At 60.4% G+C, this 19,248-nt stretch carries 11 protein-coding genes; 1 reads left to right on the top strand and 10 read right to left on the bottom strand.

What is annotated here, in order from left to right; all coding sequences use genetic code 11:
• Nucleotides 1–9: 9 nt before the first annotated feature.
• From ACFFT4_RS28940 to ACFFT4_RS28900, 9 genes are all read right to left on the bottom strand, one after another.
• Nucleotides 10–1,695, bottom strand: coding sequence for an extracellular solute-binding protein (locus ACFFT4_RS28940; RefSeq protein WP_378052596.1), 1,686 nt, complete (start codon nt 1,693–1,695; stop codon nt 10–12).
• Between the two features lie 70 nt (nt 1,696–1,765).
• A complete protein-coding gene (locus ACFFT4_RS28935; RefSeq protein WP_378052595.1) occupies nt 1,766–2,659 on the bottom strand; it encodes a carbohydrate ABC transporter permease in 894 nt (297 codons plus the stop codon).
• A gap of 29 nt (nt 2,660–2,688) precedes the next feature.
• Nucleotides 2,689–3,630 carry an ABC transporter permease gene (locus ACFFT4_RS28930; RefSeq protein ID WP_378052594.1) on the bottom strand — a complete coding sequence of 314 codons (942 nt, stop codon included), beginning with the start codon at nt 3,628–3,630 and terminating at the stop codon, nt 2,689–2,691.
• Nucleotides 3,631–4,180: 550 nt separating this feature from the next.
• The gene (locus ACFFT4_RS28925; RefSeq protein WP_378052593.1) at nt 4,181–5,980 is read right to left on the bottom strand and encodes a sensor histidine kinase; all 1,800 of its coding nucleotides are present in this window, start codon (nt 5,978–5,980) and stop codon (nt 4,181–4,183) included.
• The gene (locus ACFFT4_RS28920) at nt 5,973–7,616 is read right to left on the bottom strand and encodes a response regulator (RefSeq protein ID WP_378052592.1); all 1,644 of its coding nucleotides are present in this window, start codon (nt 7,614–7,616) and stop codon (nt 5,973–5,975) included. Before ACFFT4_RS28920 ends, ACFFT4_RS28925 begins: the two co-directional genes overlap by 8 nt.
• A 201-nt stretch (nt 7,617–7,817) precedes the next feature.
• Entirely contained in the window at nt 7,818–9,923 is a 2,106-nt protein-coding gene (locus tag ACFFT4_RS28915; RefSeq protein ID WP_378052591.1) for a DUF5054 domain-containing protein, read from the bottom strand.
• A gap of 39 nt (nt 9,924–9,962) precedes the next feature.
• Nucleotides 9,963–12,329, bottom strand: a complete 2,367-nt coding sequence (locus tag ACFFT4_RS28910; protein WP_378052590.1) for a glycoside hydrolase family 95 protein — start codon at nt 12,327–12,329, stop codon at nt 9,963–9,965.
• Between the two features lie 57 nt (nt 12,330–12,386).
• Entirely contained in the window at nt 12,387–14,102 is a 1,716-nt protein-coding gene (locus ACFFT4_RS28905; protein ID WP_378052589.1) for an alpha-1,3-galactosidase-related protein, read from the bottom strand.
• Between the two features lie 21 nt (nt 14,103–14,123).
• Nucleotides 14,124–17,147, bottom strand: coding sequence for a glycoside hydrolase family 2 TIM barrel-domain containing protein (locus tag ACFFT4_RS28900; RefSeq protein WP_378052588.1), 3,024 nt, complete (start codon nt 17,145–17,147; stop codon nt 14,124–14,126).
• 134 nt (nt 17,148–17,281) lie between these two features.
• Between ACFFT4_RS28900 and ACFFT4_RS28895 the strand changes: the two genes are divergently transcribed.
• A complete protein-coding gene (locus ACFFT4_RS28895; RefSeq protein ID WP_378052587.1) occupies nt 17,282–18,169 on the top strand; it encodes an AraC family transcriptional regulator in 888 nt (295 codons plus the stop codon).
• Between the two features lie 151 nt (nt 18,170–18,320).
• Here the strand turns inward: ACFFT4_RS28895 and ACFFT4_RS28890 are convergent, their stop codons facing one another.
• Nucleotides 18,321–18,977: a hypothetical protein gene (locus tag ACFFT4_RS28890; RefSeq protein WP_378052586.1), complete on the bottom strand. Its 657-nt coding sequence runs from the start codon at nt 18,975–18,977 to the stop codon at nt 18,321–18,323.
• Nucleotides 18,978–19,248 lie beyond the last annotated feature (271 nt).

Here is a 19,248-nt window from a genome sequence, read left to right as displayed (position 1 = left end):
CGAATTGCTTTATTTCGCTTTCAACATCGCGTATTGCCGCGTATATTCCGCTTCCAGCTTGTCGACGCTCAGCCCTTCGGCCTTCTTCAGCATGTCGGCGAACAGCGTTTCGAATTCGTTCTCGGACTGCGCGAATACGAGCTTAGGCATATAATCGGCGCGAAGCGTCTTGATCTTGGCTTCGATAATGCCGAAATCGCTGGCGCTGTCGATCTTGAAGTCGAACTCGGGGAAAAACTTCATTTTCGGCGCCATCATCTGGTCGTACGCGACCTTGGCCTCGTCCGCAGGATTCCAGAACACGGTGTTGGACACCGCCCAGTTCGTCACCAGCATGATCGGCTCGCCGAGTCCGGCCTGCTTCCACGTGCCGCCCCAATCGTTGTTCAGCGCGTCGTTAAAGCCCGTCGTCAGCGTCGGCTTGCCTTGCGGGAAATAGTCGTTCGGGACGGAAGCGTCATAGTAGAAATGCGCGCCGCCGGCCAAATCCTTGAAGTCGCCCGCGCCCGTTCCTTCCACGCCGAACGAGAAATCCGCCTGTCCTTCCTTGGATGCCGCGTACTCCAGCAGCTTGATCGTGCGCTCCGGATTTTTGTTGCTCTTCGGAATGACGAGCGCCATCCAGCCCCGGGGAATCGTCGGATACATATAATCGGCGAACGGAGTCAGCACCTCGAACTGCGTGTCCGGATTGTCCTTCGGAGGCGCGGAGTTCACCGCCGTCGAGTTGTACGCCCAGACGATCGAATCGCCGGCCGCGACCTTTTGTCCCGTCACCTCGTTCGTATTCACGAAGGATTCCTTGGTCAGCAAACCTTTGCCGGCAAGCTGAAAACCGTACTTGATCATTTCCTTCCACTTCGGATCGTGGATCGTGCTCTTCACTTGATCTCCGTCCACATAGTACGGAGCGACGCCGAATTGCGGCGAGAACCAGCCCAGATCGTCGGAATGCTGGCTCTTGTCGCCGAGATACGGAATTTTGTCCGGATGCTTCTCGGCCATCTGCTCCAGCGCGGCCATGAACTTCTCCGGGCTGGACGTGTCCGGGCGGCCGATCTCGTCGTAATAGTCCTTGCGCACGACGAGCTGCGGCAGCCATACCGGCGCCAGGCCCGCGTTTTTCTGCGCCTGCTCCAAATATTTTTCCGTCTGGTAGCCGGAGATGAGCTTGTACGTATGCCCGTCCGCCTCGGTAAAATTCGTCAGCAGCTCCGGACCGTACTGCTCGTCCAGAATCGTCCGCAGGTTGGGCGCGTATTGATCGATCAACTCGTCGATCGCGTACAAGTAATCGCCTTCAACGAGCTGGTCCAGCATTTTGTTGCCGCGGTCGACGACCATCAGGTCCGGCAGGCTGTTGCTGGCGATCATCAGCGAGATGTCCTTGCCGTCGCCGTCGTCCTGAACCGGCTTTTTCACATTAAGGCTCACGCCCGTTTTTTCCGAAATCCGCTTCGCCCCCGGTCCCGTCCAATCGCTGTACCAGGCGCGGTCGGAGTAGAGGTCGAGCGTGATCGGCTCAAGCGATTCCTGCGAGCCGCTGGCGGACGCCGCCGGAGACGAGCCCGAAGCGGGCGGCTGCGAAGAAGCGTTGGTGTTGTTGTCCTTGGCGCCGGAGCATCCGGCAACCAGAGACGCGGCGACGACTCCGGCAAGCAGCAGCGCGGAGCGGCTTTTGAACGTTTTTTTCATCGATAAGTCCTCCCCTTGTGTCGTGTAGCTATTTTATCAGAAGCCCGCAAGCGAGCTAACGATAACGCGGTTAAGCTTTGATGGCCCCGACCATCATGCCCTGCACGAAATACTTCTGGATGAACGGATACACGAGCGTAATCGGCAGCACCGTCACGATCAGCGTCGCATATTTGATCGCCATCAGCGTGGACAGCGGATCCATCCTCATGTTCGGCGGCAGGCTCTGCATGTTCTCGATAATCGCCGTGTCGGACAGCATGCGCACGATAATCGTCGGCAGCGTCCACAGCTGCTGGTTCGAGACGAAGTAAGCGGAGCTGAACCAATCGTTCCAATGGTTGACGGCCACGAACAGGGCGACCGTCGCCAGCACCGGCTTCGACAGCGGCAAAATGATTCTGACGAAAATATAGAAGTCCCCGCTGCCGTCCACCTTCGCGGACTCCTCCAGCTCCTCCGGCAATTGCCGGAAAAAAGCCATAAACAGCAGCGCGTTGAAAATATTGAACAGCGACGGGATAATGTACACCCAGAACGTATTGAGCAGATGGAGCTTTTGCAGCAGCAGGTAGGTTGGAATCAGACCGCCGCTGACGTACATCGTCACCAGTCCGATCATCGAATACGTTTTGCGGAACACCAGCCGCGACTTGGACAAGGCGTACGCGCCCATCGCCGTGAACAGCACGCCGGTCAGCGTGCCGAGCGCCGTCCGCGCGACCGTCAGCAGGAACGAATTAAGCAACTGCTCGTCGCGAAAAATAACGGCGTAATTATCGAACGTAAACTGCCTCGGAAACCAGTACAGCTGGCCCCCGGCCGCGTCGACCGGATCGTTCAGCGAATAAATCAGCAAGTAATACAGCGGATAAAAGGTGGCCAGAAACGCCAGAATGCCGAAAATCGTCACCGTCGCGTTCACGATCCGGTCTTCCCGCGTCAGCTTGATGTAGGAACGCAAGTCCGCTCCCTCCTTTGCCCTTAATGGATTCAGAACAGCCGATTGCCGGACACCCGTCCCGAGAACCAGTTTGCGAACAGCACGAGCAGCAGCGACATAAGCGCCTGGAACGAGCTGACCGCCGTCGCGTAGGAATAGCGGGTAAGCTCCAGCCCCATCTGCAGCGAATAATACTCGATGACATACGACGTATCCTTATTGAACGAATTGCCGAGCAGAATCGAGTGGTCCAGGTTGCCGGTGAACAGCGTGCCGGCTTTCAGGATGAACAGCATCGCGAACAAAGGGATGAGGTTCGGCAGCGTAATGTGCAAAATGCGCTTGATCCGCCCGGCTCCGTCAATCATCGCCGCCTCGTACAGATCCGGCTGGATGCCGGCGATCGCCGCCAGGAAAATAATCGCGCCCCATCCCGTCTCCTTCCAGATGCTGATCAGCGTCGACAGCGGCCGGAACAATCCCGGCTCCGTCCAAAACTCGATCGGATGGCGGATCAGATGCAGCAGTTGCATCGTTTCGTTGACGAGCCCTTTCGGGTCCAGCAAAATGATCCACATCGAGGCGACCATCGCGAAGGCGATAAAATGCGGCAAATAGCTCGTCGTCTGCACAAGCTTCCGGAATCTTCGGAACGGAATCTCGTTGATCAGCAGCGCGAACAACAGCGGCATCGGGAATACGACCAGCAAATACAGCAAGCTCAGCAGCACGGTATTTTTCATCGCTTGGTGGAAGGTCGGATCGCGCAGCATCTCGGCGAAATGGCTTAGCCCGACGAATTCGCTGCCCGTAAAGCCGGACGTAATCTTGAAGTTTTGAAACGCGATGATGTTGCCCGCCAATGGAATGTAAGCGAACACGATCAGGAACGCTATGCAGGGCAGAATCATCAGTTGCAAGGTCCATTGGGATTTCAGTTTTTTCCAGGTTCCGCCGCCCTGCTTGTTCGGCGTTGCCATCGCTTCCTTCATGTCATTCCCCTCCCGTACACCAAGGATACCACCGCCCCGTCCGCCAACCTATGAGACAGCTTTAAGCTTTACTGGTACAAAACCTTTGACTGCCGCATCACCGCCAAGGAAAACTGCGCTCGACCCACCGCGCCTATAAGATTTCCCCGCAAATGGAGTCTCTCAATGTGAATCCTTAATCGTTAGGACAGGCGGACGAGGACGATAACCGAGTTTGTCGTACATTGGGCTCCGGAACGGGGCGAAACGGGGGACGATAATCGAAACTTTCGTACATCGGGCTCTGGAACGGGGCGAAACGGGGGACGATAATCGAAACTTTCGTACATCGGACTCTGGAACGGGGCGAAACGGAGGACGATAATCGAAACTTTCGTACACCGGACTCGGAAATGGGGCGTGATGAGGGATAAGGGAGCTAGTTTGCCATAAAAATAGGGCTGGTCCAAATGACCGATCAGCAGCAAGCGTCGCCCCGGAAACGGGAAATCCCCCCGTCCCATCGTCGATGCGTTGCCCTCTGCGTCATCTGGATCAGCCCACGCCGTTTTTATCCGACAGGGTCCGCCAAACCGTCCAAATCCGTCGCGTCCTTCGGCAGCACGGGATGCTTCAGCACAATCGTCGCGCCCTGGCCCGCCTCGCTCTCGATTTCCAGACCGTACGGATCGCCGAAATAATGCTTTAAGCGCTCGTGCACGTTAATCAAGCCAAGACCGCCCTCCCGCTCCTTGCGGGAAGGGTCCGTCCCCGAGCCAAGCAGCTCCCGCGCGATATCCTCGGGAATGCCCGGCCCGTTGTCCGTGACGCGGAAGACGAGCTTCTCCTCCTCCAGGCCTCCCTGCACGATAATCATGCCCGTCTCGCCTTTGCCGGAGATGCCGTGGCGGATCGCGTTCTCGACAAGCGGCTGCAGCACGAGCCGCATGAGCGGCAGCTCGCGGATCTCCTCCTCGATCATGTACGTGACGCGAATCGGCCGGGAACGGCGCGTTTTTTCGATATCGACGTATGCCTTCAGCAGCTCCAGCTCGCGCTCCACGCTTGTCAGCTCCCGGCCTCCGTTCAGACTGAGGCGGAATAGCGAGCCGAGCGAGCTGACGATTTCGCCGATCTCGCCGACGTTGTGGGCTTCGGCCTTCCAGCGAATCGTATCGAGCGTATTGTACAGAAAATGCGGGTTGATCTGGTAGGCGAGCACCTGGAACTCCAGCTGCTTCTTGCGCTTCTCCGAGTCCTTCGTCTCCTTGAGCAGCCGGTGGATTTCCCCGACCATAGCGGACATTCCGCGGTAGAGCAGGCCTACCTCGTCGCTCCTGTCCGCATACCGCGTATCCGCGAGCATATCGTCCTTGAAGTCGCTGCGCCCCATCGCCTTCATCCTGCGGACGAGCTGCGAGATCGGGCTCGTATAGGTCACCGTCAAATAACCGGCCAAAAACAGAGACAGCAGGAAATAGAAGCCGAGCAGCGCCACCGTCACCTTGTTCAGCACGGCGATCGGGTTGTTCAGATCCTTGTTCGGCACGATGCTGACCAGTCTCAGCTCGTCGCCCATGACCGCGGAGAGGCTGAGCAGCGATTTGCGGCCGGCATGGTCGATCGTCGCGGAAGCGAGGGACGGCTTAAGCTCGTCGCGCAGGCCGGGGTCCACCGCGCCGTAACGACCGTTCGAGCTGTACGCGGGAAAACCGTTCTTGTCGACGAGCAGCAGCTCCTGATTGCGGAATTGGCGCATCGGATAGATGAATTCCTCGAGAATGGAAGGGCGGATTTCCATAACGACAACGCCCAGGGGCGCATAGGTTTTTAGACTGTGCAGCCGCTTGACGTTGCCCAGCGTCGGCTGCACGAACAGGTTCGGGTGATCCTCGGAGTCGAACCGCTTCCAGAACGGCCGGCCGTTCGCCGCGATGTCGACGAACCACGGAGCCTGATCGAGATCGAGCCGGCCGTAAGCCGATCTCATGTAAGTCGGATGCTCCGACGGGTTCAGCGGGAACAGCCGGATGCGGAAAAGCTTGTTCGAATAGTTGAGCGCGTCGACGTAGGAGATGATCTTGTTCGAGTAGGCAATCTCGTCCGCCGGATCGTTCTGGGCGGGGTCGAACAAAGCCTGCAGCTCGTCGGACGCCATGATCTTGTCCTGCTCGTTCATCACGTACCGGAAAAAGTTATCGAGGTTTTTCGCGGTCTGCGCAACCGAATCGAGATGGCTGCCGCGAATCGTTTTCTCCGACTTCGACCAGGCCAAATAGCCGACCAGCGCGAACGGAATAACGATCAGCGCGAAAAAAACGAGCATGAACCGGTAGCGCATCGACAGCGGGTGACGCGTCCGTTCAATCATCTCCGCCCAGCCCCTTTAAATTGCGGTATTCGTTGGGCGTGCAGCCGACCTTCCGTTTGAACAGCTTGGAAAAATACACCGTGTCCCGGTAGCCCACCTCGCCGCTGATTTGATAAATTTTCAAGGAAACGTCCTGCAGCAGCTCTTTGGCTTTCTCGATTCTCAGATGGGTCAAATAATCCAGGAAAGTCATGCCCGCGTTTTTCTTGAACAGCGTGCTCAGCCACTCCGGCGACAGATAGACGTGCTCGGCCACCGTCTGCACGGTGATCGGCTCGCGGAACCGCTCGTCGATGAACTGCTTGGCCTTCTCGAAAATTTGGCTGCGGGAAGCGGATTCTCCCTGCAGCTCGGCATTCGCTTGCAGCAAATAATCCAGCGCGAGCGGCTGCAGCGCTTCCGAGGTGTCCAGCGCTTCGATCCTCTCCCAGACAAGAAGCGGACGCTTTTTCCAATCCTCCCGCTTCCAGCCGGCCCTTCTGGCTTCCTCGAAGACGTCGAGCAGCCATTCGAACACCCGGTGGTGCAGATCGCGCAGCTGCTCGACTCCCCACTCGCGCACCATGACGGGAAACAGCGACATCGCCTCGCGCACATCCTGCTCGTCGCCGTGCTTTAACAGCTCCGCGAGCGCCCGCGGCTCCGTTAACACGTCGACGTCGCGAAACGTCTGCGGCGCCTCCTGGTCCGCGTCCTCGTCCGTCTCCCCGTAAATTTTGGTCTGCGTCAGCCTGCGGCACGCTTCCTCGTACAGCTCCGGCAGCGCCGCCATGTCGCCCTCATCGGAAATGACGGCCGTCGCGCTCGCCTTCACATACTGCTTCAGACGGGCAATCAGCAGCGTTTTAAACTCGCGAAGCCGCCGAAGCAGCTCGGAATTCCTTGCGCTCTCCGCGGAGAAAATAACGATCCATCTGCCTTCGGGTCTCGAACGCAGCCAAACGTAATCTCCGGCGATGTCCGCCTGCTCCGGCAGCGAATGCTCAAGCACGTTGCCGATCGCGAAGCGCACCCGTTCGCGCTCCTTCTCTGTGTAGCCCATCTGCGCGAACGCCTTGAGGTTGTCCGCCTCCAGCACCAGCATGACCAGCCTGCGGTCCGCAAGCCACTCGATGCCGTATTGCGTTAGCTGCCGGCGAACCTGCTCCTCCGACGCCGGGCCCGGCGCGCGCTCGAGCAAATCCTGCAGCAGCTCTTCCCGCAGCTTCGGAATGGCGCCTTCCACCAGATAGAGGCTCATTTTTCGCCTTTCCTCCCGCTCCAGCAGCGCCAGCGCCTTCACGACGACCTGCTTTAATTCCGCGACGTCCACCGGCTTCAGCAGAAAATCGACGACGCCATAGTTCATCGCCTGCCGCGCATATTGGAAATCGTCGTACCCGCTCAAAATGACGACTTTCCCCGAGAAGCCGGCCTCGTCCTGCAGCCTGCGGATCAGCTCGAGGCCGCTCATCCTCTCCATACGAATGTCGGTGACGACCACGCGAACGTCCGGCGACAAGCGGACCGCCTCCAGCGCTTCCTCCCCGTCTTCGGCTCCGATCGCTTCCTCAAACCCCAGCTCCTGCCATAACGCCAAGCCGAGCAGCCCGCTGCGGATTTGCGGCTCGTCCTCGACAATCAACACTTTGCGCATTTTCTCTCCCCCTTTCTCCGTTCATGCCGCATCCTTCCTATATCGCCCCATCTTCCGCCTCTGCCGCTTCCTTTATCCTGGCCCATCTTCCTCCGACCTCGCCGGTCCTCCCCCGTCCGGCCCATACCGCCAATGCCGGAAAGAGAGGGGGCTGCGCCACCTCTCCTCCAAGTGTTCCTTATTGCGGCCCGAATCAACCGATTACAGCAGATTCGACTTCAGCCGCAGCTTGAACCGGAACTTCGCGTCTTCCCCGTACCACATCGGGAAGTTCGTTCCCCAAATATTGTTGTGCAGATTAAAATGCCAGCCCCCGTCCAGCGAAGCGAACGATTGATCGAACTGCAGCAGCCTGCCTCCCCCTGGCGCGACCAGAGCCGCGTCCAGCGTTTCGATGGACGCGGAGCCGTCCGCCCCTTCGTAATGAACGCCGCTGCCGACGGCGTGCAGGTTGCGGTTGCCGCCTTTCACGACGCGTAGCGAAGAGACGGGCAGACCCAGCTTGTCCATCGTCCACAGGTTCGGGTTGTCGACGTTCAGTGCACAGCCGAACCAGCTCGCTTCGGGAAGACGGTTCGCGTCCTTGCCGAACCATTGCAGCGAAACGTCGATCTCCTCCGGTCCGAAACCGTACGCGATTTCCAGCTCCCGCGGAGCGCCGTACTCCTCGTAAGCTTCCTCAGGCATGGCCAGGCGCAGCGCATATCGGCCGTCGTCCAGCCGCCGCGCGTCAAGCAGTCTTGGCGCATACAGCCGGTGGCTCGGCAGAGGACGAACGAATTCGAAGCCCGGCTTGCTGAAGTCCGCGTCCGCCCACGGATGCGTAATCGGCAGATTCTGCATGTACGTGCGGAAGTAGCGGGCGTAGTCCTCCGTGCCGAACGTCTCGTACCGGTACGTGCCGAACGGATGCGCCTTGTCGACCCAGCACTTGCCGTTCGCGTCGAGCAGCCCGATCAGCGCGCCGCTTGCATCGAATTCCGCTTGCCAGCCGCCGCCGGGAGCGAAGCTTCCCGCCACCGCGATCAGCTTCGTTTCGCCCGCTTCCGCAGCCTTCGGCGCAAGACCGTCAAGCGCGCCGCCCGCTTCCCCGCGCAGCGGCTCTTCCAGATGCGATACCGCCCGGTCCACGTACTGCCGCTGCTCCGCCCAGGAGCTTTCAATCAGCGAATACGAGCGCCGGCTCTCCTCTGCCGAGAACAACGTGCCGGAATGCTTGTCGAATTCGTCCATTGCGAACGCGCCGATATAGCCGAACTTCGCCGGAATGTCGGCGGGGTCCACTTCGTCCCGCAGACGAGCGGCCTGGAAATCCCGCTTGGCGTAGCTGCGGAAGTCGGGAAGCCATTTCTTCACGTCCAGTCCCCACGTATGCTCGGCGACCATCAGCAGCTCCATGCTCATGCGCCGGTACGCCTCATCCGTGCGTTTCAGCTTCCCTTCCTCCAGCCAACGGGAACGCAGGCGCAGGAGCTCCCGGTAGCGAGCCAGCTTAAGTGGGTCCGTCCCGGCTCCGTGAATCCACGTATCGCCCAGCTCCTCGCGGACGACGGGCAGCTCGCAGTCCGCTTCCAGCAGCTTGCGCGCGAATGCGTCCATCGTCGAGGCGAGCACCTCCGCTCCGGGATAACGCCTGCCGATCTCCTCGAACTGCTCGCGGATTTCCTCGGCCGACGGCGGGCCGCAGTTGTCCCCCGTATGGGCGAAAACAAGCACGTCGCGAAGTCCTTCCAGCTGCAGATCCTCGCCATACGTACCCGCGTAATTGACGAGAATCTCCGAGCCGTCCTCCGCCTGCCAGCGAAACAGCCGCGGCACGTCGGGCCGCTTCGACGCCGGATTGACACCCAGGTGCAAATAACGAATGCCTGCCTTCGCCATGTGCGGGACCATGCCCAGCGTATGACCGGGCACGTCGGTCATTTTGGCCGAAATCGTTTCCTTGCCGTACGCGGCGTCCAGATCGCGGCCGATCGACAGGCCGAACCGGAACAACTCCTCGTCCATCAGTTCCGTATGCGTCGTGAACGGAAGACCGTGCCAGGCGATATGCCCGCGGGCGATCGCGTTCTCCATCCGGCGCCTCTCTTCGTCCGAGGCCGAATCCAGATAATGCCGGATCAGCCACGAGCCGGTCGTCCAGACGAAGCGGGCCGGACCGCCGTCCTCCTCCAACCGCTCCGCAAGCGCGATCGCTTTCGGAATGTATTCCTCCCTGTACTGCTCGGCCACGCGGGCCGCCAGATGGGTAAAGCCGATATCCAGATGCGTCTTGAAAACGACGTGTACTCTCTCGATCGTGGTCATGTTGTCGCGTCTACTCCATCCTTCCGAAGACTTGTCGCCCTACGTTCTGACGGGGCGAATGCGATACGTCCGGCCCGTCTCGGCGGCGAACCGGATTCTTCCCTGCTCCAGGCGCTGAACGGCTACCTCGTCCCCATCCAACGTGACAGTCAGCTCTCCCGCCTTTGCGATCTCGCAAACCCCGTCCTGCAAGGCGCGTACTTCCGCCTCTTCCAGCCGGCCTTCCCGCCAGCGGATGGCGACTTCGAAGCCGCCGCGGGCCCGCAGCCCTTCCGCGCTGCCGTTCGGCCAGGCGCCCGGCAGCGCCGGAAGCAGCTCCAGAGCGTTCTCATGCGATTGCAGAAGCATCTCGACGATTCCGGAGGTCGCGGCGAAGTTGCCGTCGATCTGGAACGGCGGATGAGCGTCGAACAGATTCGGATACAAGCCGCCCCGCGAATAATTCGTCCCCTCACCCGAGAGCCTCATCAAATTCGTCAGCAGCTCGTAGCTCTGATTGCCTTCGCGGAACCGCGCCCACAAGCCGACCTTCCAGCCGAGGCTCCAGCCCGTGCCCTCGTTGCCGCGCAGCTCCAGCGAGCGGCGGGCGGCGGCGAACAGCTCGGGCGTATCCCGCTCCGTCAGCTGCCGGCCCGGATAAACGCCGAACAGATGCGAGACGTGGCGATGATGCGGATCCTCGTCCTCGAAGTCCTCGAACCATTCCTGCAGCCGTCCGCCCCGTCCGATCTGAAGCGGATACAGCTTGGCTCTGGCGGCGCGAAGCTCCTCCGCGAACCGTTCGTCCGTTCCGAGCGCCTCTGCCGCCTCGATGCAGTTCGTGAACAGGTCCCAGATCAGCGACATGTCCATCGTCGACGCCCGGCCGACTCCGGCCAGCTTGCCGTCGTAGCGGAATTTATGCTCCGGCGAGGTCGACGGACAGGTCGACAAGCGGCCGTTCTCGTCCTCCTCGAGAAAATCGAGACAGAACAGCGCCGCTTCCTTCATCGTCGGATACGCGGTGTCGCGCAAATAATCGGCATCTCTTCCGAAAGCGTAATGCTCCCACAGATGCTGCGCCAGCCAAATGCCGCCCATCGGCCACATCGCCCAGGAGGCGTCGCCCGCCCCGCGTCCTCCCGCCGGGGCCGAATGCCCCCACAAGTCGACGTTGTGATGCGCGACCCAGCCGCGGCAGCCGTAATGAAGCTCCGCCGTTCTCCGTCCGGTTTGCGCCACCCTGCCGACCAGGGAAATCAGCGGCTCGTGACATTCGGACAAGTTCGCCGTCTCGACCGGCCAATAGTTCATCTGCGTGTTGATGTTGATCGTATAATTGCTGCTCCACGGCGGACGGGTCAGATCGTTCCATATGCCCTGCAAATTCGTCGCCTGCGTCCCGGGACGGGAGCCGGCAATCGTCAAATAACGCCCGTACTGGAACAGCAGCCCGACAAGATCCGGATCGGACGACCCGTACGCGGCGACCCGTTCGTCGGTCGGCATCCCCTCCGGGGAGACGCGGTCGCCGAGCTTCAGCCTCACTCTGTCGAACAATGCCCGATAGTCGGCGATATGATCGTCCCGAAGCGCGGCGTACGCTTTGCCCAGCGCTTCGTCCAGATGCCGTCCCGCCTCCGCGACCGCATCCGACGTGCCGTTCGCCGTGCTGCCAAAGGTCGTCGCCGCGGCAAATACGAAAGTCGCACTGCGCGCCCCCAGCACGTGCAGGCCGTCTCCGTCCGCGCGCACCGTCCCGCCTTCCGCCGAGACGTGCAGAACGCCCGCGAAACGGATCGCCTCCGACGTCGCCTCTTCCCCGTACACGATCGGATCGGGCGAATCGTAATAGCTCGGCGAGACGTGCTCCGGAGCGATCCCGCGCAGCACAAGCCTCCCGTCTTCCGCCGAGGTCGAGTGGCGCAGCGGACTGTCCAGCCGCGCATGAACTTCCAGCGCTCCTGCCGCGTCGGCCTCCAGCCGGAGAACAAGCACGCGGTGCGGGTGCGAGACGAACAGCTCGCGCTTGTAGGCGACTCCCCCGATCTCATATTCGACCCGGGAGATCGCGTCCTCCAGATCGAGAGACCTCCGGTAGGAATGGCACACATCCCCATGGCCGAACGTCAGCACGAGGTCTCCGAAAGGCAAGTAGGACTGGGAATAGTCGCCCATCATTTCCTTGCTCCTCAGATCGGCCTCCTCGTAACGCCCCTCCCGTACAAGCTTGCGAACCTCGGGCAGCACTCCCAGCGCATGCGCGTTGTTGCCGTCCTTCGACGGCGTGCCCGACCACAGCGTATCCTCGTTCAAGCCGATACGATCCCGTTCGACTCCCCCGAAATGCATCGCTCCGATCCGGCCGTTGCCCAGCGGCAAAGCTTCCGTCCATCTGAAAGCCGGTTTGTCGTATTGCAGCTTCACGTTGTTCTCTCCCCCCTGTCGTTCGTCGTTGCGTTCCAATCCCGCGCCTTTGCGTCACTACTGCGGGAACCCTCTCTCGAACCGGTTGTCCCCGATCTCCGCCTCGCTGCAGGCGACAAGCCGGAAAACCCGCTGCGGGTCCGCGTCGCCTTCCTCCGGCAAACGAACCGTATTGCCCGAGAACTCCAGCGAGCGTACGCTCTTCGCTTCCAGCACCCGCGTCTCCCGCATCCCCTGCATCTCGAACACGTTGTCCGCGATGCGGATTCCGCGGTGCACCGGCGCCGCTTCGTCGACTTTCTCGTTCTCCGGGACGATAGCGATAACGGCTTGATCCGGCCCGCCGCATTCGATAAAACGGTTCCCCCGAACCGTCAAGTCCTCGACCCGCCCCGATTCGTACCAGGACGCCGCATCGTCGGCGACAAGCACGGCGCTCATCCGCATCCGCTCAAACACGTTGTCCGCGATGACGACCGGCCGTCTGGTCGTCGCCAGCACACCCCTTGTCGGGATGCGAGCGAAATAATTGCCCCGGATTTCCGCTTCCGGCGTCCACGTCACGTTCTCGATGACGTCCGTTTCGCCGATGCCCTCCGGCGGCTCGTCCTCCAGCGTCAGCAGCATCTCGCGCGGACCGGTCAGCTCGGCGGCGGCCACACTCCCGCGTCCGAACGTCGTCAATGCGTCCGCGCGGACGAATTCGATCTCGTCGCCCGCCGCGAACGCCGCGAAGCCGTACGTCTGCGGATGCATGAAACGGACGACAAGCTGGCGCTCCGAAGGCTGCCCGACGATGCGCAGATGCGTGCCGTGGACGTTGATCACATCGTCGTGAGCGCCGACGAAGCGGCTGTCCGCGATTTCGATTTTTCCGCCGCAGCCGGACAGATGAACGAAATCCGCGAACGCGGCCACCGTGCGCCCCGTCTCCGTCCGAGGCGACATATCGAGCCTGCGGAAGCTCAGATCGGCGCTGAACTGGCCGACGATGCCGAGCCCATGCGTGAAATGGACGCCAACGTCCCGCCATTTCACGTCCCGGCTGCGATGAATGAATACGCCGACCTGATCGCGAATGCCGTCCCGGACCTGCAGCGTCCAGCCCTCGGCCAGAGCTTCGCCCGGCCCATGGTCGTAGCGAAGCCGAATCGTTCCGGGAGTCAGCTCCTCGGCGCTCGCCGCGCGGGCGACGACGTTGTCGATGCGCCAGGTGACGTTCCGTCCGGGATCGTACGCCTGCATCGGCCCTTCGAGAAAGCTCCAGCCCGGACCGGTCCAGGAAAGCCGGTCCCCGGCGATCGAATAGCGGGAATCCGGGTGAACGGATACGTCCATATAGCCGTCTCCCAGCCGCGCGATCGTCATCTCGGCCACCGTAGGCTGCGCGAAGTCCGTATGCAGGTTCCGTACGACGACTCCCTCGCACTCATCGATCACAAACATCGTCATTTTACCATGAAATAGAAATAACGCGCCTCCCCCATCCAGCGTAAAATCTTTCAGCCCCTTCATGAAAAGGCCGATCGTCTTGACGGGATTCGGGTTTTCCTGCTCGCTTGCCGTGTTTGTAATATAATAGACCGCCCGCGCGGCGGATTCCGCGTAGAAATCGTAGCGTCCCGGTTCGATCGCGAGCCGGACGGGCCGCCGGGCTACGGCAGCCGCGGCCAACGCGCGCCGCATCGCCGGTCCGGCATCCTCGCCCGAATTCGGACGGCCTCCGAAATCCGCGAACGCCAGCAGGAGCTCGCGCTCCGTCTCGTGCGTCATTCGTTCCCCTCCGCTCTGCGGTTATTCGTCTTCCTTGAAAACGGGCTTGATCTGCAGATCGAAGGCGATTTCCCGTTCGTCGAGCCGGTACTTGTCGGCCAACTGCGGTCCGCACGAATTGGAGCCGACGCCGCTCATCCGGTAATCGAGGTGAACGATCGTCTCGGCGCTTTTTCTGAGCAGATGCGCGTGCGTGGCCCTCGTCAGCTCCTCCGCCGAATAGTGGGACGCTCCGAACGAGAACGGAAGAGTGCTTTCGAAGCGAAGTCCCATCCCAAGTTCGTTGGAGACGATCGCCCATTCGGTATCGTTTCTGGCCCCGTTCTCCTGCGGATGAATGTAGGATTCGAACATATCGTCCACCGTCAGCAGATAATGCCCCTTTTTCACACTGCGGCGCTTGTCGACGTAGCTCTCATGCGGGCCGTAGCCGACGTATTCGACCTCTTCGCTGCCCCGCGGCATCGTGAGCTGCAAGCCGAACCTTGGCAAATACGGAAGCCCTTCGCGTACGTTCGCCTGCACGGCAAGCCGGATTTGTCCGGAGCCGTCCACCTTCCATGTCGCTTCCGCGTGCAGCAGCGGACGCCGGATATATCCTCCGAGCGAGAAACGCACGTCGATCTCGACGCTTCCTACGTCGGTCTGCCGCCAGTCGCACGCGTACACCTTCGTCTCCGCGCGGTCGTAGCCTTCTTCGGCCCACTGTTTCTTCACATTCATATCGTTGTCGGTCGGCGCTCTCCAGATGACAAAACGCGTCGGAGCCGCCAACATCTCCACGCCGTGCTTCTTCAAGCTGCGGAATGCGCCTCCGGCCAAATCGAAAACGTAGCGGAACTCCCCGTTCTCCAGCACGAGCTCCGAACCGGCGACACGGGCGCCAAGCGGCGGAACGGCCACAGACGCGGAAGCTGCTTGCCCTTGCCGCGACGCAGCGTCCAGCTCGAATTGCGCAAAGGCCAGCTCGTAGCCCGCTTCCGCCCACGACGTTTCCTCCTTCGTACGCACCGAGAACGTCAGCAGACGGTCGATCCCGGCGTCAGGTCCGAGCTCCGGCTTAACAAGCTGCGTCTGCCGCGGCCCGGCGTCCAACTGCCAGATCGTGCCCTGGCGAACGATCTTCCCGTCCTCCTCCAGCTTCCACTGGACGTACGTCCGCGACAAATCTGTAAAGTCGTACAGATTGCGAACCAGGTAGCCGCCTTCTTCGCTATCGGCTTTGACGATCTGAACGGGCGCGATCACCTGCTTCAGCTCCAGCAAGCCGGTATGCGGCTTCCGGTCCGGCGTCACCAGCCCGTCGATGCAGAAATTGCCGTCGTTCGGCTTATCGCCGAAATCGCCGCCGTAGGCGAAATACGGCACGCCCTCCGGCGTCTCGGTGGAGATGCCGTGATCGGTCCACTCCCACACGCACCCGCCCATCAGCTTCGGATAACGGTAGATGATCTCCCAATAATCGTGCAGATCGCCGGGACCGTTGCCCATCGCATGGCTGTATTCGCACAGGAACATCGGCTTCCGGTTGGCCGGATCCTGCGCGTAAGCTTCGATCTCGGCCGGAGAAGCGTACATCCGGCTTTCCATGTCCAGACTTTCCGTGTCCGCGCTTCCTTTGTAATGCGGCGCCGCGCCTTCGTAATGAACGGGCCGCGAGCGATCGCGGCTTCTCGTCCACTCCTGCATCGCGATATGGTTCGGACCGTAGCCCGACTCGTTGCCCATCGACCAGATGACGATGCTGGCATGGTTTTTGTCCCGTTCGACCATGCGAACTGCCCGATCCACGAACGCGTCCCGCCAAGCCGGATCGTTCGTCAGACGATGGAATTCGCCTTCGAGCGCCTGATCCCCGCTGCCGATGCCGTGGCACTCCAGGTCCGCCTCGTCGATGACGTAAAAGCCGAATTCGTCGCACAGAGCGAGAAACCGCGGATCGTTCGGATAGTGGGAGGTCCGGATCGTATTGACGTTATGCCGCTTCATCAGCTTCAAGTCGCGGATCATATGGTTTACCGGAATCGTCTGGCCCAGCGAAGGATGGGAATCGTGACGGTTGACCCCTTTCAGCTTGACCGCCTGTCCGTTAATGCGGAATACGCCGTCCGCAATGTCCACCTTGCGGAACCCCAGCGGAAAATAAAACGTTTCTTCCCCGGCCTGCAGGTACAACCGATACAGATACGGACGTTCGGCGTTCCATAGCTCCGGCTTTTCGACGGTCAGTTGGATCGTTCCATGGCCCGAAACGCCCGTTTCCGCGGACGCAATCATCGTTCCTTCCGCATCCGTCAGGACGGCGGACAGCCGAATAGCGCCAACCGCATCCACCTCAAGCGAAAGCTCGGCCGAACCGAAATCCTCGGACAGCTCCTGCTTCACGAATACGTCGCGTACATGCGCCTTGTCTCTCGCCAGCAAATAGACGTCCCGGAAAATGCCGGAGTACCGCCAGGTGTCCTGGTCCTCGATATACGTTCCGTCACACCATTTCAGCACCATAACGGCGATCCGGTTTTTTCCGCCCCTTAGGCCGGTCAATTTGAACTCCGCCGGAACGCGGCTGCCCTGACTGTAGCCGACGAAGCTCCCGTTCACCCAGACGTAAAAGCAGGAGTTGACGCCCTCGAATACAACATACTTCTCTTTGTCCGCCCAAGCGTCCGGAAGCTCGAACTCTCTCTCGTACAGCCCCGCCGGATTGCGGTCCGGCACGTACGGGGGATCGCATGGAATCGGATAATTGACATTCGTATAATGAAGCTGATCGTAGCCGTTCACCTGCCAGCAGGAAGGAACGAGCAGTTCATCCCATCCCGACCGATCGGCATTTTCTTCGTAAAAGCTTTCCGGAACCTCCTGAACGCTGTCGTAGTAGCGGAATTTCCAGCTTCCGTTCAGCGTGCCGTAAAAAGGCGAGCGTCCCCGCTTGCCCGCCGTCGCGGCGTCCCGATCGGCGTAAGGAACGTAATGCGCTCTGGCCGGCTCGCGGTTGACTTGAAGAATGGAGGGGTCCTCCCAATATTTTGCCACTGAGATCATTTGAACAATCATCCTCTCGAGGAATTCAATAGCTTGCTCAGTACCATTATAGAGTGTGCTATACTGAGTCAGACAACTTCCGGAAGGGACACATCCTCGTACAAAATGGACATTCTCGAGAGGAGGAGATACGGTTGAAGCTGACGTTGCGTTCCAATCTGTCGTCGGAGGAGCACGTGGTTCCTTTTACCGTTTACACGGTCGGGATGGAGCAGCAAAGCGCAATTAGCCGACTGGAGGGTTTTTCTGCCCACCAGCTGCTGATCACGGCGTCGGGCAAAGGACGGGTGCATCTGCTCGGTCAGAACAAATGGGACATCATCGAAGAGAACACGGTACTGTACATTCCCGGCGGATTTCCGAACGAATACGTGCCCGTCGCCGACGGAGATTGGCTGGTCGCCTTCGTATCGTTCCACGGCTCGGCGATCGCCCGGGCTTCGTGGGGACTCGGCGACGCTCCCTCCGTCATTCCCGTCCGCTCCGCGGCCCGTCTGCTCGAATTGGTCGAGCGCATCTGGAACCATTCGGGCGCCGACTACGATACGTGGACGGCCTCGGAGCTGCTATTCTCCCTGCTGACCGAGCTGCGCAAGCAGTCCTCCGGCGACTTGAACCCGGCCGCGCTGCTGCGTCCGGCTCCCGAAACGTCGCGCTCCTCGACCGTGCTCAAGGCGGCGAAATTCCTGCAGGACTACATGCACCGGGACATCAGCATCGCCCATCTCGCGGAGCAAGTCGGCTATTCGCAGAAGCAGCTGACGCGCCTGTTCCTGCAGACGTTCCAGACGACGCCGCTGCAGTATTTGCGCCTCGTCCGGCTGACCGCCGGGCAGCTGCTGCTGGAGACGAACGAGAGCCTGTCCATCGGCCAGATCGCTCGTCACGTCGGCATGGAGCCGACCTACTTCACCCGCGAGTTCCGCCGTGCGTACGGAGTCGTTCCGGGAGAGTACAGACTGATCAAAGCCCAGGAAGCCAGGGAAGCAGCCCGTTCCGGCAACGCTCCCCGCCGTATTTAACGGTTTCTCGTTCAACCTCCCCTCGCGGAGACGACCGTTCCATCCTATTTTCCCAATACATGCTGAATCCGATTTTGGCCAGCGGCGCGCCGAACGATAACGTTAAAAAGCCGCCCGCCCCCTGTTAAGGGAACGAACGGCTTATGCACATTTAGGAGCGGGGCTCCGGCTTGCGAGCGGCGGAGGCACGACGCTTCAGATGGTTCTGATAGGAGGCCTCGAGCAGCCGTTTTATGCCCTGCTCGAACTCTTCGTCGGAAACCGCCTTGTCGATCTTGGCGTCCGGAAAACGAATGTCCTTGACCTCCCAATTGTTCGTCGCCAGGTTAGGCTTGAATCCTTGGGCAAGCAGAAACTTCCGTCTGGCATCCTTATACTCCGGCGCGGCAGGCTCCCGCTTCGCCGGGGCCGCTTCCTCCGGTTCTTCCTCGGCCGGCTTCGGAGCCGGCTTGATGCCGCGCGCCGCTTCCGCCTTCAGCTTCTCGTGCTCGGCCAGCGACATCGGGCGCTCCTGTTTTCTCCCTTTTAACCAATCCAGCTCGTAACGCATTTTCGTATTGATGACGTAGTATTCCTTGCCCTTGATTTTCTCCTTGGGAATTTCGTCGTACAGCTCCTTGCGCTTCTTGAAGCCTTCCACGATGCGCCGGATCTGCTCCTTCTCCGCGTCGATCGGCACGACTTCGTTGCCCGGCATATACACATCGCACATCACTTGTTTAAATAGAAATTCGCTCAGCTCGGTATCGTAATAACTGGTGAACGTGACCGCGATTTCTTGTTTGTTGATCGTAACCTTGTGCTTCAAAGATGGTCCCCCTCGTAATTTCGGCTCTTTCCTCTATTATAGCCAAGGGAAGACGAAAGAGCAGTAGCAAATGTATCATTGGGTCCCGCTCCTGTCAATATTTCCTTCTGCTCCCCCTTTTGCCGCTGTCCCCTTCAGTCAGTTCCCATTCTCTGTCCCCTTCCGTCTCCCGCCTCTTTTGCCGCTATCCCCTTCAGTCAGTTCCCATTCTCTGTCCCCTTCCGTCTTCCGCCTCTTTTGCCGCTATCCCTTTCGGTCAGTCCACATTGTC

The sequence above is a fragment of the Cohnella cellulosilytica genome, assembly GCF_042431195.1.
Taxonomy (GTDB): Bacteria; Bacillota; Bacilli; order Paenibacillales; family Paenibacillaceae; genus Cohnella; species Cohnella cellulosilytica.
The sequence above is the reverse complement of the archived record's forward strand: the minus strand, read 5'-3'. Positions and strand labels throughout refer to the sequence as shown.